At 68.4% G+C, this 19,853-nt stretch carries 23 protein-coding genes; 7 read left to right on the top strand and 16 right to left on the bottom strand.

Annotation, left to right across the window (positions count from 1 at the left end):
- The 3 genes from OXN85_08225 to OXN85_08215 all read right to left on the bottom strand — a co-directional run.
- The coding region (locus tag OXN85_08225; protein MCY3599942.1) for a hypothetical protein at window positions 1-206 on the bottom strand (206 nt) is incomplete at its 3' end.
- A 160-nt stretch (window positions 207-366) separates the two neighbouring features.
- Window positions 367-777, bottom strand: coding sequence for a hypothetical protein (locus OXN85_08220; GenBank protein ID MCY3599941.1), 411 nt, complete (start codon window positions 775-777; stop codon window positions 367-369).
- Window positions 770-1,462, bottom strand: coding sequence for a multiubiquitin domain-containing protein (locus OXN85_08215; GenBank protein ID MCY3599940.1), 693 nt, complete (start codon window positions 1,460-1,462; stop codon window positions 770-772). The genes OXN85_08220 and OXN85_08215 overlap by 8 nt, the downstream gene beginning before the upstream one ends.
- Window positions 1,463-1,630: 168 nt before the next feature.
- On the opposite strand from OXN85_08215, the gene OXN85_08210 reads away from it, so the two are divergent.
- Both OXN85_08210 and OXN85_08205 read left to right on the top strand, forming a co-directional pair.
- Window positions 1,631-2,098: a helix-turn-helix transcriptional regulator gene (locus OXN85_08210; GenBank protein MCY3599939.1), complete on the top strand. Its 468-nt coding sequence runs from the start codon at window positions 1,631-1,633 to the stop codon at window positions 2,096-2,098.
- Between the two features lie 2 nt (window positions 2,099-2,100).
- Window positions 2,101-2,673, top strand: a complete 573-nt coding sequence (locus tag OXN85_08205; GenBank protein MCY3599938.1) for an ImmA/IrrE family metallo-endopeptidase — start codon at window positions 2,101-2,103, stop codon at window positions 2,671-2,673.
- 197 nt (window positions 2,674-2,870) lie between these two features.
- On the opposite strand, the gene OXN85_08200 is transcribed toward OXN85_08205, so the two are convergent.
- Window positions 2,871-3,269, bottom strand: a complete 399-nt coding sequence (locus OXN85_08200) for a hypothetical protein (protein MCY3599937.1) — start codon at window positions 3,267-3,269, stop codon at window positions 2,871-2,873.
- A gap of 124 nt (window positions 3,270-3,393) precedes the next feature.
- Here OXN85_08200 and OXN85_08195 point away from each other — a divergent pair, with 124 nt between their 5' ends.
- The 4 genes from OXN85_08195 to OXN85_08180 all read left to right on the top strand — a co-directional run bounded on the left by OXN85_08195 (window position 3,394) and on the right by OXN85_08180 (window position 8,599).
- Window positions 3,394-3,681, top strand: coding sequence for a DUF4342 domain-containing protein (locus OXN85_08195; GenBank protein MCY3599936.1), 288 nt, complete (start codon window positions 3,394-3,396; stop codon window positions 3,679-3,681).
- 97 nt (window positions 3,682-3,778) lie between these two features.
- Window positions 3,779-4,219, top strand: coding sequence for a hypothetical protein (locus OXN85_08190; GenBank protein MCY3599935.1), 441 nt, complete (start codon window positions 3,779-3,781; stop codon window positions 4,217-4,219).
- Entirely contained in the window at window positions 4,204-6,426 is a 2,223-nt protein-coding gene (locus tag OXN85_08185) for a TonB-dependent receptor (protein MCY3599934.1), read from the top strand. Before OXN85_08190 ends, OXN85_08185 begins: the two co-directional genes overlap by 16 nt.
- A 7-nt stretch (window positions 6,427-6,433) precedes the next feature.
- Window positions 6,434-8,599, top strand: coding sequence for a PQQ-dependent dehydrogenase, methanol/ethanol family (locus OXN85_08180; GenBank protein MCY3599933.1), 2,166 nt, complete (start codon window positions 6,434-6,436; stop codon window positions 8,597-8,599).
- Between the two features lie 12 nt (window positions 8,600-8,611).
- Here OXN85_08180 and OXN85_08175 read toward each other — a convergent pair whose 3' ends face one another.
- The 8 genes from OXN85_08175 to OXN85_08140 form a co-directional block, all read right to left on the bottom strand.
- Window positions 8,612-9,040 carry a hypothetical protein gene (locus OXN85_08175; protein MCY3599932.1) on the bottom strand — a complete coding sequence of 143 codons (429 nt, stop codon included), beginning with the start codon at window positions 9,038-9,040 and terminating at the stop codon, window positions 8,612-8,614.
- An 89-nt stretch (window positions 9,041-9,129) separates the two neighbouring features.
- Entirely contained in the window at window positions 9,130-9,798 is a 669-nt protein-coding gene (locus tag OXN85_08170; GenBank protein MCY3599931.1) for a zf-TFIIB domain-containing protein, read from the bottom strand.
- A 16-nt stretch (window positions 9,799-9,814) separates the two neighbouring features.
- Window positions 9,815-10,267 carry a hypothetical protein gene (locus tag OXN85_08165; GenBank protein ID MCY3599930.1) on the bottom strand — a complete coding sequence of 151 codons (453 nt, stop codon included), beginning with the start codon at window positions 10,265-10,267 and terminating at the stop codon, window positions 9,815-9,817.
- 21 nt (window positions 10,268-10,288) lie between these two features.
- A complete protein-coding gene (locus tag OXN85_08160) occupies window positions 10,289-11,782 on the bottom strand; it encodes a sodium:solute symporter family protein (GenBank protein ID MCY3599929.1) in 1,494 nt (497 codons plus the stop codon).
- A complete protein-coding gene (locus OXN85_08155) occupies window positions 11,782-12,006 on the bottom strand; it encodes a hypothetical protein (GenBank protein MCY3599928.1) in 225 nt (74 codons plus the stop codon). The genes OXN85_08160 and OXN85_08155 overlap by 1 nt, the downstream gene beginning before the upstream one ends.
- A gap of 57 nt (window positions 12,007-12,063) precedes the next feature.
- Window positions 12,064-13,209, bottom strand: a complete 1,146-nt coding sequence (locus OXN85_08150; protein ID MCY3599927.1) for a hypothetical protein — start codon at window positions 13,207-13,209, stop codon at window positions 12,064-12,066.
- A gap of 19 nt (window positions 13,210-13,228) precedes the next feature.
- On the bottom strand, window positions 13,229-13,474 hold the full coding sequence (locus OXN85_08145) for a hypothetical protein (protein ID MCY3599926.1): 246 nt from the start codon (window positions 13,472-13,474) through the stop codon (window positions 13,229-13,231).
- Between the two features lie 80 nt (window positions 13,475-13,554).
- A complete protein-coding gene (locus OXN85_08140; protein MCY3599925.1) occupies window positions 13,555-14,832 on the bottom strand; it encodes an amidohydrolase family protein in 1,278 nt (425 codons plus the stop codon).
- Between the two features lie 181 nt (window positions 14,833-15,013).
- On the opposite strand from OXN85_08140, the gene OXN85_08135 reads away from it, so the two are divergent.
- Window positions 15,014-15,544, top strand: coding sequence for a nuclear transport factor 2 family protein (locus OXN85_08135; protein MCY3599924.1), 531 nt, complete (start codon window positions 15,014-15,016; stop codon window positions 15,542-15,544).
- Here OXN85_08135 and OXN85_08130 read toward each other — a convergent pair.
- The 4 genes from OXN85_08130 to OXN85_08115 all read right to left on the bottom strand — a co-directional run.
- Window positions 15,541-16,308, bottom strand: a complete 768-nt coding sequence (locus OXN85_08130) for an ABC transporter ATP-binding protein (GenBank protein ID MCY3599923.1) — start codon at window positions 16,306-16,308, stop codon at window positions 15,541-15,543. The two genes, OXN85_08135 and OXN85_08130, sit on opposite strands and share 4 nt — an antisense overlap.
- A complete protein-coding gene (locus tag OXN85_08125; protein MCY3599922.1) occupies window positions 16,308-17,321 on the bottom strand; it encodes an iron chelate uptake ABC transporter family permease subunit in 1,014 nt (337 codons plus the stop codon). The genes OXN85_08130 and OXN85_08125 overlap by 1 nt, the downstream gene beginning before the upstream one ends.
- A complete protein-coding gene (locus OXN85_08120) occupies window positions 17,321-18,550 on the bottom strand; it encodes an ABC transporter substrate-binding protein (GenBank protein MCY3599921.1) in 1,230 nt (409 codons plus the stop codon). The genes OXN85_08125 and OXN85_08120 overlap by 1 nt, the downstream gene beginning before the upstream one ends.
- A gap of 79 nt (window positions 18,551-18,629) precedes the next feature.
- Window positions 18,630-19,853, bottom strand: a 1,224-nt coding sequence (locus OXN85_08115) for a CRTAC1 family protein (protein MCY3599920.1), incomplete at its 5' end; no start/stop codon positions are given.

The raw sequence follows: 19,853 nt of genomic DNA, 5'->3' as shown, positions 1-19,853 counted from the left end.
CAGGACACGTGCGGCCCGACATCGGCCAATCCCTCGCAATCGAGAGGCGAGAAGCGCACGCGTGGCCCTCTGGTGAATGGGTGGGAGTGGGCTTCCACGAGCGCAGTGTTGGTACTGTGGGCATGGAGAATCATCTCCTGGAGCACGTTCTCCTGCAACTCCAGGTAGTAGGCCGTCTGCATGGCGAAATCCTCCCGCCTGAGCACCGTGACATCGAGGACCCTCAGCGCCCCGTTTTCGGCTGGAGAAGCGAAGAGAAAGGCCCCTTGCTCGCGCCCGTGCGCGCTGCCCTCAAGCACGAGCGCGGAGCGAAGGGCACGGAACTGGCGCTTGCTAGCGAAGCAAAGCGTCCGTCGCGCAGTGGATTCAGACACCCTGCCGGAACCGCTGTTCGAAGGTGATCAGATAATTCAGCAGGTTAGCCCCCTCACGAATATCCTGCTTCGCGGTCCATGGCCTGCCATCGGCGTTACCCTGCCATGAGAGGACACCCCATTGCCCGCTAAACGGCGGGCGATTGCTCGCGTCGGCGACAAAGTCGTTCGGGGGCTGGCCGCCCACGCGGGCGGAAGACGGCACGTAGATGCCGTAGGGTTCCTGCCAGGGATGTTCCTGCTGTGCGTGAAAAGCAACTGGAAAGGGATCTGGACTCCAGCCACCCCGCGTCGCTCGGGCGTCGTGTTCGAGCAGGAACCAGTCCCCCGATCGGATCACGCTCGGAAAGACACTGGCGATCAACTGGTGCTCCTGCTGAAGGCGGAGTTCACGCTCATCCACGACGCCAGCCGATCTTCTTCGCGAAGGTCTTGAGTTCCTTCAGATCCACGATTGCTCCAGGCTCGAGAGTTCGGGCCTCGTTCGTCGCCAAGTCGATCTGCTGGACGCCCTCCGACGGGTCCCAGCCACCCAACTCGGCGATCTGCTCTGTGATGATGGTCGGCTTTGGCCACCGAAACTCCTTCTCTTCGATATACAGGAGGAACAACTGGCCGGTGCGCAGCTTCTCGATGCCTTCGGTTGCGAGTTCCACGACATCCGTGTCCTCGATGAAGAGATCGGGCTCGTCTCGCCGTTCCAGCCAGACGCCGATGCACGCTGGATCATCCGCACCTGCCAGCTGCTTCGCGATCAACCCGGTCAGCTTAGCGCTGCCCCATTCGAAGCGTCGCTCGTCAACCTCGACGCGGAACGATCGATCACTTCTGAAGGCGATGAAGCGCTCGGCTCCTTTCTCGCGCAACTCGACCGTCTCATCGAGCCGCCGCTCTTGAAGCGCCCCATCATGGAGCACTTGGAAGATCAGGTGCTCCTCCGGGGGCCGGAAGCCTGCCGCCGCGAGCAGTTGCCGACCCGTGGGCTTGGGATCGTCCACCTTCAAGCCACGGAAATCGAAGTCGGCGTTGGCCACGGCCACGCGGAACCGGTCCCGGCCATGGCCCAATTGTCGGTCTTGAGTACTCATCTGGCACATCTCCTTGCACCTTGGTGGTTGTCAAGCGACGCTACCTTGCGTAACGTTGCTGTGTGCGCCGTCCACGATGACCGTATCGACCGGCGCACACTGGACGGTACTGAATCGACATCCGTGCGTCAACCGCTAGCGCGTACCAGGTACGATACAGGAGATTCCGTGCGAAGACAGGGCGAGACTCTGCGGGTCCAGGATCTCGCGAAGCTGCTCAGAGACCGGAGGGCCACGAAGGGCCTTGGTCTGCGAGCTGCGGCAGAGGAGGCAGGGGTGTCCTTCAATACGCTCGCCCGCGTTGAGAAGGGCCATGTCCCGGACATTGAGACCTTCAGTCGCATTGCCCGCTGGGTGGGGCGCTCCGCAGCGGACTTCCTTGAGCCCGGGGGTGTCACATCCGATTCGACCCCGGAGTTGATCGAGGCCCACCTGCGCGGTGACCCGGCGCTTTCCTCCGGTGCCGCAGCAGCAATCGCCGGGCTCGTCAGGGAGTTGTACGGCCGACTGGCGGAACCTACCGATGCGGCAACCGCTTTCCACCTCCGGGCGGCTTCCACGTTCAGGCCCGAGGCTTCGGTGCTCTTCGCCGACCTACTCGGCGAAATGCGTCAAGCCCTCTTGGACGAGGAGTGACGATGGCTCTCCGCCGTGGCTTCAAGGCTGAGGCCGAGCGCCTCGCGAAGGACCTCTGGAGCGAAATGAGCCTCACGCCCAACGACGGGATGGATGCTGTGAAGCTGGCCGAACACCTGCACTGCATCGTGCGGCCGGCGGACGCTCTGGTCGACATCGGGAAGCTGGAGGAACTCCGTCGCATCCAGCGCGACGCTTTCTTTGCCTGCACGTTCAAGCTGCCCGGCAATCGCTACGCCATCGTCTTCAATCCGCTGATGTCGGACACGAGGCGAAACAGCGACATTGCTCATGAGGTGGCCCATATCGTGCTCGGCCACAACTTCTCGCGTCTCGAACGTCTTGGGAGCATCGCCTTCCTCTCCGGCGAAAAGCAGCAGGAAGAGGAGGCAGCATGGCTCTCCGGATGCCTCCTCCTGCCGCGCTTCGCCCTGATTCACGACCTGAGGCAGGGAAAGACGCCCGCGACGATCGCAAGAAATCGGATTCTGAGCAAGGACATGGTGGAATATCGTATCCGTGTCACCGGAGTCACGAGACAGCTTGCCGCCGAACGCCGTAGGCGTGTGTCCTGAAGATGAGCTTCTCGATCGTCAGCGCACGGCGGTGGGTCAAGGTTGCCGCCAGAGACGTACCGCCAGTTCTGCGGACGGCCCACATCGGGTTTCCGGCCAAACGATCTCGTCTTTCCCGTGATCGTGTCGTTGGGGAATCAGAATCATCAAACGGCACGAGTGGCAGATCGTGCAGTCCCGGTTGAACTTAGACGATTTCATGCCGTGGGTTGCGACATCCGTTTTTCGCTGATCCAGCGGTGCCCTCGATGACGGTACATCCGCGCGTCATCCGGGTGCTTCTCGATCCCCTCCGAGAAGATCTCGATCGCGTCGCGAAACGCCCCCGTATACCCGACGCGCCGCCCGAGCCAGATGATCGCGTCCGCATCGTCCGGATCCGCGTCGTAGTCCGTACGCGCGACCTCGATGTCTTGCGCCTGCTCCGCCGAAGCGGGGGAAGGATAGAGAGGTTCGCCAAGGAGGGAGATCGCCTCCGCCCCCTCCGGGAGTCCGTCTCCGACAGCGGACGTTTCAGAGTCGTCCGCCGCCTCCCCGCAGGCCGCAACGCCGAGCGCCAGCACGAGGGCGCGCAGTTCCAGTCGATAGCGTGTCATCGTTTTCCTCGGGAGAGGGGTTTCCGCGCGGCTCGCAAAACCCGGACCGGATTGCGAGCGTACAGCGGACTGTCAGACTCCAACATCAAGCCGGACGCGCGGCTGCGCCGCAAGGGAGGTGGACATGACCGAGGAACACCGAGTGCCGGGCGAGAACCTCGTGCGGAAGATCAAGGAGATCATCCGGGAGGGGAACGTGCGCCGCATCTCGATCCGGAACGAAGACGGGAAGGAACTCATCGAGGTGCCGCTCTCCATCGGCGTCGTGGGGACGCTGATGCTGCCCGCGTGGGCGGCGATCGGCGCCATCGCCGCCCTCGTCACGAACTGCTCGATCGTCGTGGAGCGCGAAGAACCCGAAGGAGAAACGAACTCCGCCCCGGTGCCCGCCGATGACGAGGATGGCCGATAGAGCGGAGCATCGGTCTCGGCAACGCCGAACCGGACGACTATCTTGAAAGAAGCCGCGTCCTCGCACGGACGCCGGATCCGAAACTGACGGAGGTTTCATGAAGAAGCGCTTGCTCAGATTGTGCGTGCCGCTGGTCGTCGCGACGCTTGTCGCGGGCTGCGGCGGCGACACCATGGACCCGGAGCCGCCCCCCGCCGCGGGACCGCCGGACCTCTCCGGCACGTATAGTCTCGTATCCCTGACGCAGGGTGGCGCTACGGTCGGTCCGCCGATCGCCTCAGGAACTTTCACGCTCTCGCAGACCTCGTCCTCCGGTGACAGCGCGTCGGGCACGATGACTTATGAAGTCTCGGTGCCCGCTGCGGGGATCATGCTTCAGGACCAGGGCACGTTCACCATCCGTACGGACGGCACCTGGCAGCAGAACGGTACCGAAGTGCAGGCTCTGGGTACGTACACGCTGGCGGGCAACGTCCTCACCGTCATGGTAACGGAGCCGCTGCCGGCAGTCTCGACGACGGTTTGGCAGCGGCAGTAGCGGTCGGGATCCGACGACGTCTCACGGCAAGCGCCGCGCTCGTCTTCTTCTACATGCGCGCGGTGCTCGCCTCCTTCTACGCGCGGGCGGCGCTCGCCTCCTTCTACGCGAGCGCACCGCTCGCTGCCCAGGCCCAGGACGCCATCGTGCGCGGCCGCGTCCTGGACGCGGAGACGGGCGCACCGCTGGCCGGGGCCACCGTGCTCATCCGCGACACCCCGCTGAGGGCGACGACGCGGACCGATGGCGGTTTCGCGATCCCGTCACCGGCTGATGGCACTTATACGCTGATCGTGGTCGCGGATGGCTTTCGCGCCTCCGAACGTGAGATCGAGCCCGAGACGTCCGGAGAACTCAGCATCCTGCTCGAGCGCCGGATGTTCGACGTTCCCGAGTTGACCGTGACGGCGAGCCGCTCCGCCGCCCGCCCCGGCGAAGCCCCGGTGAGCGTCGCCGTGATGAGCGGCGACGAACTCGGCAACCGCGACATCGTGACCCTCGACGAGGCCCTTCCGTTCGCGCAGGGCGTGATCTTCAATTCCGGCCAAATGGACATCCGGGGGGCCACCGGCCTGGCGCGGGGCGTCGGCAGCCGGGTTCTCATGCTCCTCGATGGCCACCGCGTGCTCTCCGGCGTGGGGGCGTCGATCGATTTCAGCGGTCTGCCCGTGCTGGACGTGGACCAGATCGAGATCGTGAAGGGTCCGCACTCCACGCTGTGGGGGACGAACGCGCTGGGCGGCGTCGTGAACGTGATCACGAAACGCCCGCCGGCGGAGCCCGAGACCATCGTCCGCGGCTACGTGGGACTCTTCGACACGCCGGCCCGCCATTCGTTCACGGACGAGCGCCTGAGCAGGGAAGGGCTTGCCCTCCAACATTCGCGCCGCATCGGCGATGTCGGTACCACCCTCTACCTGGCCCGGGAGGAATCGGACGGGTTCCGGCAGAACGGCGCGCTGGAGCGCTGGCGGATGCGGCTCAAGACCGTCTTCCCGGCGGAGTCCGCCAATCCGTGGGAGATCTTCGTCAACTGGACGCGGAAGGAAGAGGAGGAGTTCTTCACCTGGCTGTCGCCGGACCGGCCGCTGGAGGTCGACCCGGCCGAACTCGGCGACTGGATTCGCTCGGACGACCTCGTCTTCGGCATGACGGCCAATCCGATCGTCACGCCGAAACACCGCGTGCAGGTGCGCCCGCACATCTACCACGCGCGGAACCAGAACCATTTCCACGACAACGAGGACTTCCACCGCTCGACGCGCCTCGGCACCGATGTCCAGTGGTCTCTCTTCCCCAACCGCTCGCACGCGCTGACGATCGGGGCGGAAGGCGCTTTCACCGGCGTGACCTCGAATTTCCTGGAGCCATCGCCCGACGTGACGGACCTCGCGCTGTTCGCTCAGGATGAGATCACGTTCTCGGACCGGGTTCGCGGCTCGGTGGGCCTGCGACTCGACTACCACAACGCCTCGGCGGCGAAGGAGGACCGCTTCCTCAATCCGAAACTCGGGATCGTCTACGAGGCGAGCGACCGGTTGAGCCTACGAGGGTCCCTCAGCCGCGGATACCGGGCGCCGAGCGTGTCCGAGCAGTTCACGTCGACGACGCAGTTCGGCTTTCGAGTCATCCCCAATCTCGAACTGCGGGGAGAATCCGCCTGGGCTCGAGAGGTTGGGGCGACCGTGCACGTGAGCGATCGCGTCTGGCTGGACGCCGGACTCTTCTGGAGCGACTACACCGACCTCATCGAGCCGTCGCCAGCGCCCAACAACGTGTTCGTGTTTCAGTTCCGCAACGTCGCGGAAGCCATGGTGCGGGGCGTCGACGCGGGCCTGCGGATCGGCGTGATCCCGACCCGTCTGGACCTCAACGCGAACTACACCTTCCTCGACACGAGGGACGACCGGACCGGGCGCGCGCTCCCCTATCGTTCGCGCCACAACTTCACCGCGACCGCCACCGGCTGGAGGGGCGCCGTCGCCATCGACTTCCGCCACCGGAGCCGCGTGGAGCAGGTGCTCGCCTTCCCGCTCGACGAGCGCAGCGCCATCAACCTCGTCGACCTGCGCGTGCGCGGCCAGATTCTGGGGACCCGCGTGCAGGCGAAGATCGAGAACGTGTTCCAGACGACCTACGTGGACGTGCAGGAACGGAGTCCGGGACCCACGCGGAGCTTCCGCCTGACCGTAACTCCCCGCTTCTAGAGAGCTTGTGACCCGCGGCAATCCGGGCGCCCGCGCGCTGGCCGGGGCGCTTCTCGCCTCCTGCGCGCTGGCGGCCTGCGAACCGTCCCCGCCCCGCGACGTGGCCGGCGCCGTCAACCGGGACCGCCTGCTGGCGACGGACACGGTCCCGGCGGAGTGGCTGACCTCCGGCCGGGATTTCGGGGAAACGCGGTATTCGCCGCTCGGGCGCATCCACGTCATGAACGCGGCCGCCGTGGGTCTCGCCTGGGAGTACCCGTGGCGGTCCCACGTCGGCTCCGTCCATTGGGGGCTCGAGGCCACTCCCGTGGTCGTCGACGGCGTGATGTACTCGCCCGGTCCCTGGGGAAGCGTCGCGGCACTCGACGCGGCGACGGGGGAACCGGTCTGGCGCTACGACCCGTCGGTCGACCCGAGCACCACGCGCAAGGGGTGCTGCGGCCCCGTCAACCGCGGACTCGAGGTGTGGGAGGGGCGCGTCTACATCGGCACCTTCGACGGATGGCTGGTGGCGCTCGACGCGGCGACGGGCGAGGAGGTCTGGCGCGTCGACACGTTCATCGACCGGTCCCTCTCCTACACGAGCACCGGCTCGCCGCAGATCGCCGGCGACGTCGTCGTCCTCGGCAACGCCGGCGGCGACTTCGGCGTGCGCGGCTACATCACGGCGTACGACCTCGAAACCGGCGAGGAGGCGTGGCGCTTCTTCACCGTTCCCGGCGATCCGGCGGAGGGCTTCGAGCACCCGGAGATGGAGGCGGCCGCCGCCACGTGGGACCCGGACTCGGCCTGGGAAGGCGGACTCGGGGGCACCGTCTGGGGGGAGATGGCCTACGACCCCGCCCTCGATCTCCTCTACGTCGGGACGGGGAACGCCTACCCCTATCCGATCTGGCACCGGAGCCCGTCGGGGGGCGACAACCTCTACCTCGTCTCCATCCTCGCCATCGACCCGAAGACGGGCCGCCTCGCCTGGCACTACCAGACGGTGCCGGGCGAGATCTGGGACTACACCGCGACGCAGAACCTCATCCTGAGCACGGTCACGATCGACGGCCGCCCGCGCGACGTCCTGATGCAGGCCCCCAAGAACGGCTTCTTCTACGTGCTAGACCGCGCCACGGGCGAACTGCTGCGGGCGGAGAACTTCGTCACCGTCAACTGGGCACAGGGGATCGATCTCGAGACGGGGCGGCCGATCCCGAACCCCGCCGCTGACTATCGCGACGAACCGCGCGTCGTCTTCCCCTCCTCCGCGGGCGGCCACAACTGGCAGCCGATGTCCTTCAACCCCGAGACGGGCATCGCCTACATCCCCGCCCGCGAACAGGCCATGCTGTGGCGTTCGCTGGACGCGTTCGATCATCGCCCGGAGGTCGCGTACGAAGGCTTCGCGGCCTCCTGGCCTCCGTTCCCGGAGGAGTTCGCGCACCTCGCCGAAGGTCTCCCCGATATCGGCCCCAACGAGTTTCTCCTCGCGTGGGACCCCGTCGCGGGACGCGAATTGTGGCGGGTGCCGCGCGGCAGCATGTGGAACGGGGGCACGCTGGTGACGGGCGGAAACCTCGTCATTCAGGGGACGGCGGTGGGCACGCTCGACTTCCACCAGGCCGATACCGGCGCGCGCATCCACAGCATCCATCTCGGCACCGGCGTGATGGCGGGGCCCATGACGTACGAGGTGGACGGCGTGCAGTACATCGCGGTCATGGCGGGCTACGGGGGGCCGAGGGGCGCCGCCTATCCGCTCGGCTCGGCGGCGTACGACTACGACAGCGCGGGGCGGCTGCTCGTCTTCAGGCTCGATGGCCGGGAGGTGCCGCTACCGCCCGCGCAGATCGTGCCGACCACGCCGGAACCGCCGGATCTCGCGCTCGACGCGGCCAGGGTCCAGCGCGGGGCGGACCTTTTCGGGGTCCACTGCGGCATCTGTCACCGGGCCTCGGACGAACACCTCTCCGCCTATCCCGACCTGCGCCGCATGGATGGCGGCGCGTGGGAGAGCTTCGACGCCGTGGTGCTCGGCGGCGCGCTCGCCGCGAACGGCATGGCCGGCTTCGGCGACCTCCTCTCGCTGGAGGATGCGACCGCGATCCGGCACTACCTCACGAGCGAGCAGCGGCGCCTGTGGGAAGCGGAGTCGGCCGCCGGTCCCGCCCCCGACGGCCGCTGAACCTGCGGCCCTTCAGTTCCCGCCGTCCGTCCCGGGTGGGTCGGCGGGTCCCTCCGCCTTCATCACGTCGAGTTCCACCGTGCGCTTCAGGTCCCGGTTGATGAAGATCGGGAACGTGTACCCGCCGTACTTCTGAAGCGTCAGGTTGTTGATGCCGACGACGTGATTGAAGGTGGCCGCCTTCCCCGGCGGAGCCTGGACGGAGAACCCGCCCGTCACCTTGAACAGTTCCTGTCCGTCCTCGTCCATGCAGCGGATTTCGAGTTCGTGCTGCCGGTCGGTCTCGGAAGACTCGGCGCGGATCCTCAGGACCAGTTGCATGGACGGGTGGGTCACCGGCATGGCGCCGGCGTAGAGCGTGTCGAAGAGTCCCATGAGATTGAGCTTGCCGTCGCTCGATGTGTTGGCGGCGTCGGCCAGCGTGGCCAGCACGATTTCCATTCGTCGGTTCTCCAGTCGGAAGAAACAGCCTGCGATCGGAGCGGGCCCGGAGTGTAGCGGATGGGGCGCCTCCGCGAATCCGGAAGGTGTCAGCCGAAGATACCGCCGACAATTTCGAGGATCGCCTCGAACACGCTGGCGGCGGCATCGCCGACGGCGTCGATTGCGGCCGGCGCCGCTTCCGCCGCGGCCGCCGCTGCGTGGCCGGCGACGTGCGCCCCCACGAAGACGAGATCCGGCGCCCAGAAGAGCGTCTCGAACAGGACATCGGCGCCGGTGTCCGCGGTGCGCGCAACCGCGCCGTCGCGTCCCCGCCGCGCGACGAGCCGGTCCCGCTCCATCTCCCAGATCGCCTCGAGTTCGTGGTGGTCGAACCACACGCCCTTGCACCGCTTGCACACATCGAGCGTGAGCGAGGACTGGCTGACCTGCAGCATCCGGGTGTCGCAGGCGGGACAGTTCAGGCGGGTCTTCGCCCCGCACGCGGCGCATTTCGGCGCGTCGCGGTCGACGAACGCGCGGCACGCGTGACACTGGGCCCGGTGCCGCTCCTCCCGCGCCGGGATCTGTGCCCACAGCGACTCGGGACGTTCGGAACGGAGGCGCTGCACCTCCCCCAACTCGAACCACATGCCGCCGCAACGGGCGCAATGGTCGAGCGTAAGCGGACCGGCTGCGTCTCCGGCCCCGGCCCCGAGCGACGTCTTCTCCATCTTGGCGCCGAGACATACGGGGCACGGCCAGCGCGTCTCGCTCACGGCACCGGCTCTCCCCTCACGGCTCGAGCAGCCCGCGCGCCGATTCCTTCTCCGACAGGTGCCGAACGTCGTGGAAGTTGTACACGAGGAGACCGGAGTCCGTGATCTCGATTTCGGCCATTTCCCGCGCCATCAGTTCGTTCAGGACTTCCTCGGCCGTCGTCGTGGGTACCGCCAGTTCGCCGGCGACCTCGACCGCCGTGATCCGCCCGCCGTGGCGCCCCGCCATCTTCAGGACCTCGGCCTCGAGCGTGTCGCGGCGGAGTGCCTCCCGCCGGTGTTCGATGCGGCGTCCGACCCCGAAGTGGCGCGCCAGGAGCAGGCCGCCGCCGGCGGCGGGCAGTCCGGCCGCGATGAAGAGCGCGACGAGCGTCCTCAGGGCGAGCGGATCCGCGCCCGAGCGCAGAGACCCCCAGACCATGAGGAGCGCCAGCGCCAGAAGAGCGACACCTCCCAGGAGCCTGCCCACCGCGTCAGCTCCCGGCCACGCTCACGCGGGATCGCCCTCGTACACGAAGCGCTCCACAGCGCCGTGAATCCGCGACACGGTCACGTCGCTCGGCGGCGGCGTGACGCGGCTCACGAACCAGGTCACCAGGAAGTTCACCACGAGACCCCACACGCCGCCGTGCAGACCCAGGGGATGCGGGAAGATGATGAGCGTGACGCACAGCGTCGCGAGCCCCCACCCGATCCCCACGATGACCCCGGTCTTCGTCGTCAGGTGTCGGCCCGGGAAGCAGACCCCGAGGACGGCCGGCATCAGCTGCAGCGCGCCAGACCCGGACAGGGCGACGAGCTGCACGAGGAAATCGAAGGTGCTCACGGAGAGGAAGTACCCGACCGCGAGGAGGGCCACGACGATGAGCCGGCCGATGAGGATGTAGTGATTCTGACTCGCGCCGGTGCGGATGTAGCGCTGGTACACATCGCGCGTCAGCACCGTCATGTTCGCATGCAGCATCGAGTCGAGCGTGGACATCGCCGCCGCCGTCGCGCCCGCCAGAATCGCGCCCGTGAGCCAGGCCGGGGCATACGCGAAGAGCATTTCCGGGAAGATCCGGTCCGGAATCGCGATGTCCGGCATCACCACCGCGCCGCCCAGGCCGACGAGCGCCGCCGGGATGTAGAGCGTCATCAGGTAGATGGGGGTCGTCGCGCCCAGCAACTTGATCGTGCGGGCGGAGACCGCGGTGTAGTAGCGGATGAAGAGGTGCGGCTGGAAGACGATCCCGAACGAAAGCACGACGATCATCCCGAACCACATCCCCGGCGTGAAGAACCCCTCCGGCCCCGGAAGCGTCAGCAAATCGGGGCGTTCCGCCGCGACCTGACGCCACAGCTCGAGCGGTCCTCCGAACAGCTCGAAGGCGAGCACGAGCGCGCCCGCCCACACGGCGACGTACATCCACACGCCCTGGATCACGTCCGTCCAGTAGACGGCGCGCAGGCCGCCCGCGATGAGATATCCCGCCGCGACGATGAGAAGGATCAGCGTGCCGAGTTCGAACGAGATCCGGTCTCCCGACGCCACGGACAGGATGTAGCCCAGCCCCACGGCCTGGACCTGGATGTAGAGGATCGTGAACAGCACGGAGACGATCGCCGCCACCACCCGGACGGCATCCGACTCGTAGAAGTCCGCCAGCAGGTCGGCCGGCGTGATGTAGCCGAACGTCTTCCCCAGCGCCCAGATCCGGCTCCCGAGCACGTACGTGATCGCGCCGACGAGCACCGTCCACGCGCCCGCCGCCCAGAACCCGATCCCGTGCGTGTAGAAGAACCCGCCCGAACCGAGGAAGGCGAACGCCGAATGGTAGGTGGCGACGACGGTGAGGTAGAGGACGATGAACCCGGCCTTGCGTCCGTAGAGGAGGAAATCCTCCAGGTCCACGGACATGCGCCGGTTCGCGACCGCCCCGAGCACGATGGTGGCCAGGAGATAGACGAAGATGAGACCGGTCGCGACGACCCAGGCCTCCATCAGAGACCCCGCCTCTGTACCTGGATCAGCACGCCGATGAGGAGGATGTAGACGACGAGCAGGTACACGTAGAGGAAGGGCAGGCCGCCGATCCACGGCTCGACCCGGTTGCCGATCCAGTACACGAACGGCCACTGCGTGAACGCGAACAGGACCAGGAAGACGATGACGAGCCGGCGGCCCGTCGGCGTACGCGGCAGGAAGTGCGACCGGAAACGTGTCATGACGTCAAGCTAGCAGCCCGCAGCGGGGTTTTGCCACGGACCGGCGGGGGGTCGGCGTCAGCGCCCGGTGTCTTCGCCGACGATCGTCACGTCGAAGCGGTCGAGCACGAGGTCGATCGGATTGGCGATCGTGAGCCGGCCGTCGCCGGCGAAGAGCAGCGCGACCGGCTTGCGGTCGTCCGGGCCCGCGTTCCCGTCGCGGTCCAGATCGCGCGCCACGATCAGGGAGCCGGAATCGCCGCCCTTGCTGAAGTTGCAGCACACCATGATCTGACCGACAAAGCGGCCCACCTGCGATCCGGCCGACCCGTAGGTCACGTTGATGGACGTGTTGACCGCCTCCACCTCCCCGACCGTGAGGCGCGTCGTCCGCCCGTACTTCTGGACCTGCAGCCCCGGCTTCGCCGCCATCGTCGTGCCGCGCGGCGACCCATAGCCCCCCACCGGCGTCTCCGGCAGCACGTCGTCCGTGCGCGCGATCGCCGCATCGATCCGGTTCGACGCGAACGGCGACAGGACCACCGGCTCGAACGCCGTCAGCGTGCCGATCGCGTCCCCGGGATCCGAGCCGCCATCGACGGGTCCCGGCTGCAGGAGAACGTCGCCCACCTGTCCCTCGCCGCCCGGCACGAACACGTGCCAGTTGCTGAGTGCGTACCGGCGCTCGCCATCGGTCACGACGGCGCCGATCGTGCCCGCCGTGGAGCGGGTGTGCCCCGTGGACACGCCCATGGGCACCGGCCGGTCGAAGCGCCCCGTTGGCACCGGTCCTTCGTCCGCCGAAACCGGCGCGACGGGCTCCGGCGGCAGTACGCGGAACGGGCCGGCCGGCTCGATGGTGACCGGGAAGAGACCGAGCGCCTCCGGTATGCCCTGGAGACCGCGGGGTCCCCGGGAAGCGGCGGGGTCGACGAAGACCTTGATCGTCGGCATCCCCGCGCCCGTGAACCCGATTCCCACGCCGACCACGCCCGGAACGGCGAAGAGCATCGACTCGCTGTCGCTCTGGACCTGCATGGCGGCCGCCAGCCACTCCTGGGGGGAGGCGTCCGGGGGCCGCAACGGCGGACGCGTGGGAAGCGGCGGCGGAGGCAGCGTCGGGGGCCGCGTCGGCCAGGACGTCAGCGTCCAGTGGATGCCGACCCCGACGCATGTGGCGACCGCGATCGTGATCGCGAGCACGAGGTTCCGACGCGGTGTCATCGTCCGTCCTCGCCGTCCGTCACGCGCTGCCGGCCGCCGGGCCCGCCGGCCCGTTCCCCTGCGCCCGGAACGGGCCCCCGCCGACCACCCGCACCGGGTGTCCGTCGTAGCGGTCGGGGATCGATCGCCGGGAAGAAGACCCGGAGAGGTAGACCTTCAGGCACGGGTCCCCGTTGTCGGCCCCGATGCCCACAGCGGACACGTCCTTGCGCGAGAGCAACTTCTCGGCGAGTCGCTGCTGCGCATCTTCGATCGAGCGTTTCATGCGCCTCCTTACGGGAGTCCTGCTCCCCGGGTGTCGCCGTGGCCTAAAGCCGTCGCGCCGCCGGCGAAGGGATCGCCGCTTCACGGAATCCCCGCGAGCGGCCGGTGCCGGTAGACGACGCCCCCCCGCATCACGAGTACGACATGCTCGAGGGCGCCGATATCGGCCGTCGGGTCGCCCGCCACCGCGATCACATCGGCCTCGAACCCCGGCGCGAGGGTGCCCACCGTCTCCTCCAGCTCGAGCGAAGCCGCCGCCAGGCTCGTGGCCGAGACGATGGCATCCATCGGGTCCTGCCCGCCTTCACGCACTCTGTACACCAGTTCCGTCCAGTTGCGCCCGTGCGCTCCAGCCACGGCATCGGTCCCGAACACGATGTCGAGCCCCTCGACATCGAGGGCCTCGCGGAAGGCGGCGAGCGCGACCGGCGCCGCCGCGCGCATCTGGCGGAATCCGTCTTCCGTGTAGTTCCCGATGCCGAGGTAGCGGTCCTGGTTCACGAAGTAGTTCTCGAAGATCAGGTGGGTGTGCGGATCGTAGTAGAGCTGGCGTTCGGCCAGGAGTTCGAGCGTCTCGCGGTCGAGGAGGGCGCCGTGCTCGATCTGCCGGCAGCCGGCGAGGGCCGAACGCCGCGCGCTCTCGGGACCGTGAGCGTGGACCACGGCGCGCAGGCCGCGCTCGCGCGCCTGGCCGCAGGCGGCGTCGAGTTGCTCCTGGCTCAGCGTGGGGGTGCCGCCGACCCTGATGCTGGCGGACGCGAAGATCTTGATCACGTCCGCGCCCGCCGTCGCCAGCTCGTCCACGCGGGTCCGGATCTCCTCCGGTCCGCCGCTCCCGAGCGTGATGGGCTGGATCGACGTGAGGATCCGCGGTCCCGGCAGCGATCCGCGCGCGATCGCGTCACGGACCGGCACGTCCTCCGGACCGCCAAGGCTCTGCACGGTCGTGACGCCGCTGGCGAGCATGTTCCAGGCGTTCTCGGCGGCGTAAAGCACGCGATCCCCCGCCGTGACCGTGGACTCCGCGCTGCTCAGCCGCCCCGTCGCCGCGTCGAAGTGCCAACCGAGATGGACGTGAGTGTCGATGAGTCCCGGCAGCACCGAGGCGCCCGGGAGCTCGTATACCACGGCCCCCCGCGTGGCCCCCGCCTCGGCGATGGCTTCGATCCGCCCGCCCCGCACCACGAGTTCCCGGCCCGTGAGGACGGCGCCGCGCCCGTCGAGGATCCGGTCCGCCCGGATCACGACGGCGGCGTCCGGCCCGGCGGGGTACGGCTCCGAACCGTCCGTCCCGGCTTCCGTCGCGCACCCGCCCAGGATGGGAATCGCGAGGATCGAAACGGCGGCCGTCCGGGTCACCGGAACTCGGCGGCCCCGCATCGAGCCGGGGGCAGGTGGCGGCATGACATCCTCTCGAGCGTGAACAGGATCGTGGACTCGGAGTCTCTCACAGACTAGTTGCTCGCGGCCGGCTCAGGTAGGATCTCCCGACACCCGTAATCCCCGCAGCCACGGGCTGCCAAACCGCGAGGAATCCACGATGAACGCGATGAACGACGACGCCCGACGGTCGCGCCGGTCCCTTGTTCGCCTGGCCGGCTTCGCCTTCGTCATCGCGTCGGCGTCGCCGGTCGCGCCCCTCGCCGGGCAGGATGATGCGCGGGGCGAGATCTCCGCGGTCCTCGATGCGCTCCACGAGGCGGCCTCGGAGGCCGACTTCGACCGCTACTTCAGCCTCTACGCCGGCGAGGCCGTCTTCCTCGGCACCGACGCGACCGAGCGCTGGACGCGCGAAGAGTTCATGGACTACACGAGGGCCCGCTTCGACACGGGCACGGGCTGGACCTACCACATGCTCGAGCGCCACGTCGCGATCGCGCCTGGCGGGCGCACCGCCTGGTTCGACGAGCGCCTCGAAAACGCCAACCTCGGCGAGACGCGCGGCAGCGGCGTGCTCGTGATGGAAGACGGGGGTTGGAAGATCGCCCAGTACAACCTCACGATCCCGATTCCAAACGAAATGGCCCGCGAGGTCGCCCAGCGGATCCGGGCACTGACCGGCGGTCGCTAAGCCCTGATCTCGAAGCGGCCTTCCGCGGGCGAGAATCGGATCGCGTCGGAGTCAAAAGCGCCGCCGAGCGCGCCGTTCCGGCTCAAGGCGTCCGGCGTGCCGACCGAGAAGCCGCCCTCGCCGTCCAGAAGCCATACGCTGTCGGCGAGCTGAAGCGACAGGTCGAGGTCGTGGCTCGAGAGCAGGACGATCTGCTCCTTCTCTCTGGCTTGGGAACGCAGGAGGGCCATGATCTCGACGCGGCTCGGCAGATCGAGGAAGGCGGTGATCTCGTCGAGGACCATGAGCCGCGGGGTCTGGGCAAGCGCCCGCGCGATCATCACACGCTGTCGCTCCCCGTCACTGAGATCGCTGAAGAAGCGGCGCAGGAACGGCTCGACGTCCGCGACCGCGACCGCGTCGGCGATCGCAGCCCTGTCATCGTCCGTCAGTCCACCCTGCCAGTCCGTGAAGGGCTGCCGGGCGAGGGCGATGACGTCGTCGACGCGGAGCCCCGGGTTGAACCGCCGCTCGGTCAGCACCACGGCGATCCGGCGCGCACGCGTCGCCGGCCGCATCGACGCCACGACGTCGCCATCGAGCATTACGATTCCGTCGAGCGACGTTTGCAGCCCCGCGATCGTGCGCATGAGCGTCGATTTCCCGGACCCGTTGCGACCGAGGATGCAGACGAAGTCGCCGGGAGCGGCCGAGAGATCGATGCCGGAGAGGACGACGCCCCGCGCGTTGCGGTAGCCCACGGCGAGCGACTGCAGATCCAGCATCAGCGCCACTGCCTCACGGCCGGCGAGAAGATCAGGATGAGAATCACGACCGGAGCGCCGACGATGGCGAGGATCGCGTTCAGGTGAAGGAAGTGCTGTTCCCACGGCGCATGGATGATGGCGTCGCCGGCGAGGGCAAGCAGCGCGCCGCCGAGTCCGGCGAGGGGAAGGAGCGGGAGGATCCGCGCCGTTCCGGCGAGCGCCCGGGCGAAGTGGGGCGCGATGAGGCCGACGAAGCTCACCGGCCCGCAGAAGGCCACGACGGGCGCCACCAGGAGAACGGTTGCCGCAAGAACGGCATGTCTCAAGGACGTGACGTTGACCCCGAGGCTGCGGGCGTAGGTCTCGCCGAGAAGCAGCGAGCTGAGCGGCTTGGCCGTCGCGACGGCGGCGCAGATACCGATGACGATCGGCAGCGCGAGCCACGGCAGCGCTTCGGGCGCGACGCCGGCAAAGCTCGCATCCTGCCACCCGCCATAGACGCGGCCGCCGGCGCGGGCCGCGAAGTGAAGCAGCACGCTTGTGAGGCCCTGGGAGGTGAAGCCGAGCATGAGGCCAATGACGAGCAGCGTGATGGCGCCGACGCGGCGGCCGATCGCAAGCATGACGAACGCCGCGACCGCGACACCCGCGGCGGCCGCGAGCGTGATGCTGGGGCCCTCGAAGAAGGTGAGGAAGGACACGGCCGCGGGACCCGCGAAGGCCGCCGCGGTCACGGTGAGGGCGACCCCGAGCTGGCCGCCCGCGAGGAGGCCGAGGGACCACGCGTCGGCGACCGGGTTCCGGAAGAGGGCCTGCATCAGCACGCCCGCCATGCCGAGTGCACCACCCGCGATGATCGCGGCGGCGACCCTGGGGAGGCGAATATCGAGGACGATCTGCCGGGCGAGGTCGGTCGACTGCGCCCCCGTCAGCGCGCCGAGCGTGTCGGCTAGGGGAAGCGCGATTTGCCCATACGTCAGCGTCAGCAGGGAGAGTGCGACGAGCGCGGCGGAACTGGTGTAGCGTCGCATCACTGGTGCTGACCCGCGCCCGCGTGGCCCGCCTCCCACGTTTCCAGTGCGAGGTACCGCCACTCGCCGTCTCGAAGTTCCGGATGCAGCATCTTCACGATGTCGGCCAAGTGCCAGTCCGGTCGGATGGTCCCCATCTCCCACAGCTCCCACGAATCGGCGGTGGGATGGGGTTTGCCCGGCTCCCAGAACACGCAGCCCTCCCGGTACGCCTTGAAGCGCGCCAGCACGTCCCGATCGTCGAAAACTCCGGAGAGCGGGTCGCGGATCATCCAGCAATCGGCCCCCGTTGCATCCCGCAGGAGCCGTTCCGTCGAGAGGTCGGAAAAGGTGTCGAGCTGGGGATCGTCCTCGGCGCCGAGCACAAGTTCCGCGTTCGCGTCGCGAATGAGGGCCGCGTCGGCGTTGCGCTGCGTGACGGCCCAGCGATTGCCCGCGCTCCTGTACCACGCCCAGAGAACCGACCGGCGCGGCTGCGTTTGAGCGAGGGACGTCAGACGGTCGATCTCCTCCGAGACCCTCTGCACGAACGCATCGGCTTCCGCCTCCCTCCCGGTCAGCAGGCCCATCAGGCGAACCCATTCGACACGGCCCATGTAGTGCGGCTCCGCATCGACGAAGGTTGGCACGACGGGAATGCCGAGCGACTCGACACGCTCCATGTGCTGGGTGTGCGTGAGGTCGGCCATGCGCGCGATCAGCACGTCGGGCCGCGCCGCCACCAGCGCGTCGAGCGTCGGCGGCATGTGCCAGCCATAGCCGATTTGCTGGATTTCACCCGCGCGGGCTTTGCGGCGCAGGTCATCGTCGTAACTGTTGTGCCCACCGACCGCGACGATCCGGTCCTCGACCCCGAGTACGCGCAGCATGGCCTCCTGGGGCTGCTCGTTGACGGCGATCCGCCGGACGGGCGTCCGGATCAGCGAGGCGCCCGCCAGATCCCCCGTCAGGGCGGGCGGCTCCAGGCCCCTCGGGACGAGCACGAGACGGGCGCGCTGGGGCGGCCCGCCGGCCGACCCGCCCCAGGTGACGACGGACGCTTCGATGTCGACGATGCGGTAACCGTCCCGTTCGACGACGCTGAAGGTCTCCGCAAAGGGCGTTTCCAGCGGCTCTCCGTCGACGGTTCCCGGATCGTAGGACACGCCGGACGCGCACGCGGCGAAGCCGACGGACAGAAGGAGGGCCGTCAGGCGAAGGGGGGCGGGAATCCTCGGAGGGTCTCGCATCGGAGCGAGAACGTCGCGAACCCGGCAGACAGCGTCAATATCGTCGGCGTCGGCGGAGGCAGGGGGCAGCGGCGGGCCCTCAGCGCCGGGCGGCGAGCGCGCCCGTCGCGTCGATCGTGACCTCGAGCGGGGTCGGCGCGTCGAGCGGCGTGACCGTCTCGGAGCCGTCGGGCCAGCGGACCTGGACGGCGGTCGGTTCCGCCGCGAGTCCCATCACCTGTACCGGATCGTCCTGCGACCAGTAGCCTCCGCCGGCGCGCACCTCTCGTAGCGGACCGAGCGCTCCCTCGCGGTACTCGAGGCGGATGGCGGCGCCGATGGCGACCGGGTTGCCGGTGCCGCCACGCAGCCGCACGCGCAGCCCGGGCTTCGCGCCCGCGTTCCGGTACAGTTTCGTCCCGGCGGCGTTCTGGCTGATGAGCACGTCCACGCGCCCATCCCCGTCGTAGTCCGCGAAGGCCGCCCCGCGCTGCTCGCCGTACACCGCGATGCCCGATCTCTGTCCCCGGATGGGCGCAAGCGTCCCCGTCCCGTCGCCCCGCAGCCAGAGGCCGCGGCCCGCGTCGTTCCGGTCCGCCTCGCCGCGCAGCGCGAACAGGTTCTGGCTCAGGAAGACATCCTCGTGCCCGTCCCCGTCCATGTCGGCCACCCCCGCGTGAAAGGCGGGCGCCAACTGCGCTTCGCGCGGCAGGTCGAACGCCTCGAACGAGCCGCCGCGGTTGATGAACACGGTGTGCGCCAGCGTCGTCGCCTCGACGGTCGGCAGGAGGTCCGCAGGCTGCTCCAGGATCTCGTTGACGCCCAACTGCCCGTAGTGCTCGAAGCCCTGGATGCGGCCGCGAAGGAAGGGGAGGCCGCCAGCCAGGGTGAGAAGTCCCCGCACCGGGACCATCGAGCGCGTGAACTCGTCGTAGCGCGCCTCGATCACATCGCGGAAGCCATCGTTGTCCAGGTCGGCGTGATAGGCCGTAGCCGGATGCTCGGGACTCGCGCTGTACTGGGAGTTGAGTCCCCGGTTGGAGGCGATGAGGTCGGGCAGCCCGTCTTCGTTCAGGTCTCCCGCCGTCACCCCGTTCCACCACCCGGTCCGCGGCGCGAGTCCGAAGGCGGCCGTCGCGTCCTCCAATCGTCCATCGCGATTGACGAGGAGCCGGACGGGTCCCCACTCGATGGCGAGCAGGAGGTCCGGATCCCCATCCGCGTCCACATCGCTGAAGACGGCGCCGGACACGAGGCCCACGTCGGTCAGAACCGCCGCGTTCGAGTCGTCGAGGACGTAGCGGCCGCCCTCGTTGAGGAAGAG

This window comes from Candidatus Palauibacter australiensis, from assembly GCA_026705295.1.
Classification (GTDB): Bacteria; Gemmatimonadota; Gemmatimonadetes; order Palauibacterales; family Palauibacteraceae; genus Palauibacter; species Palauibacter australiensis.
The sequence above is the reverse complement of the archived record's forward strand: the minus strand, read 5'-3'. Positions and strand labels throughout refer to the sequence as shown.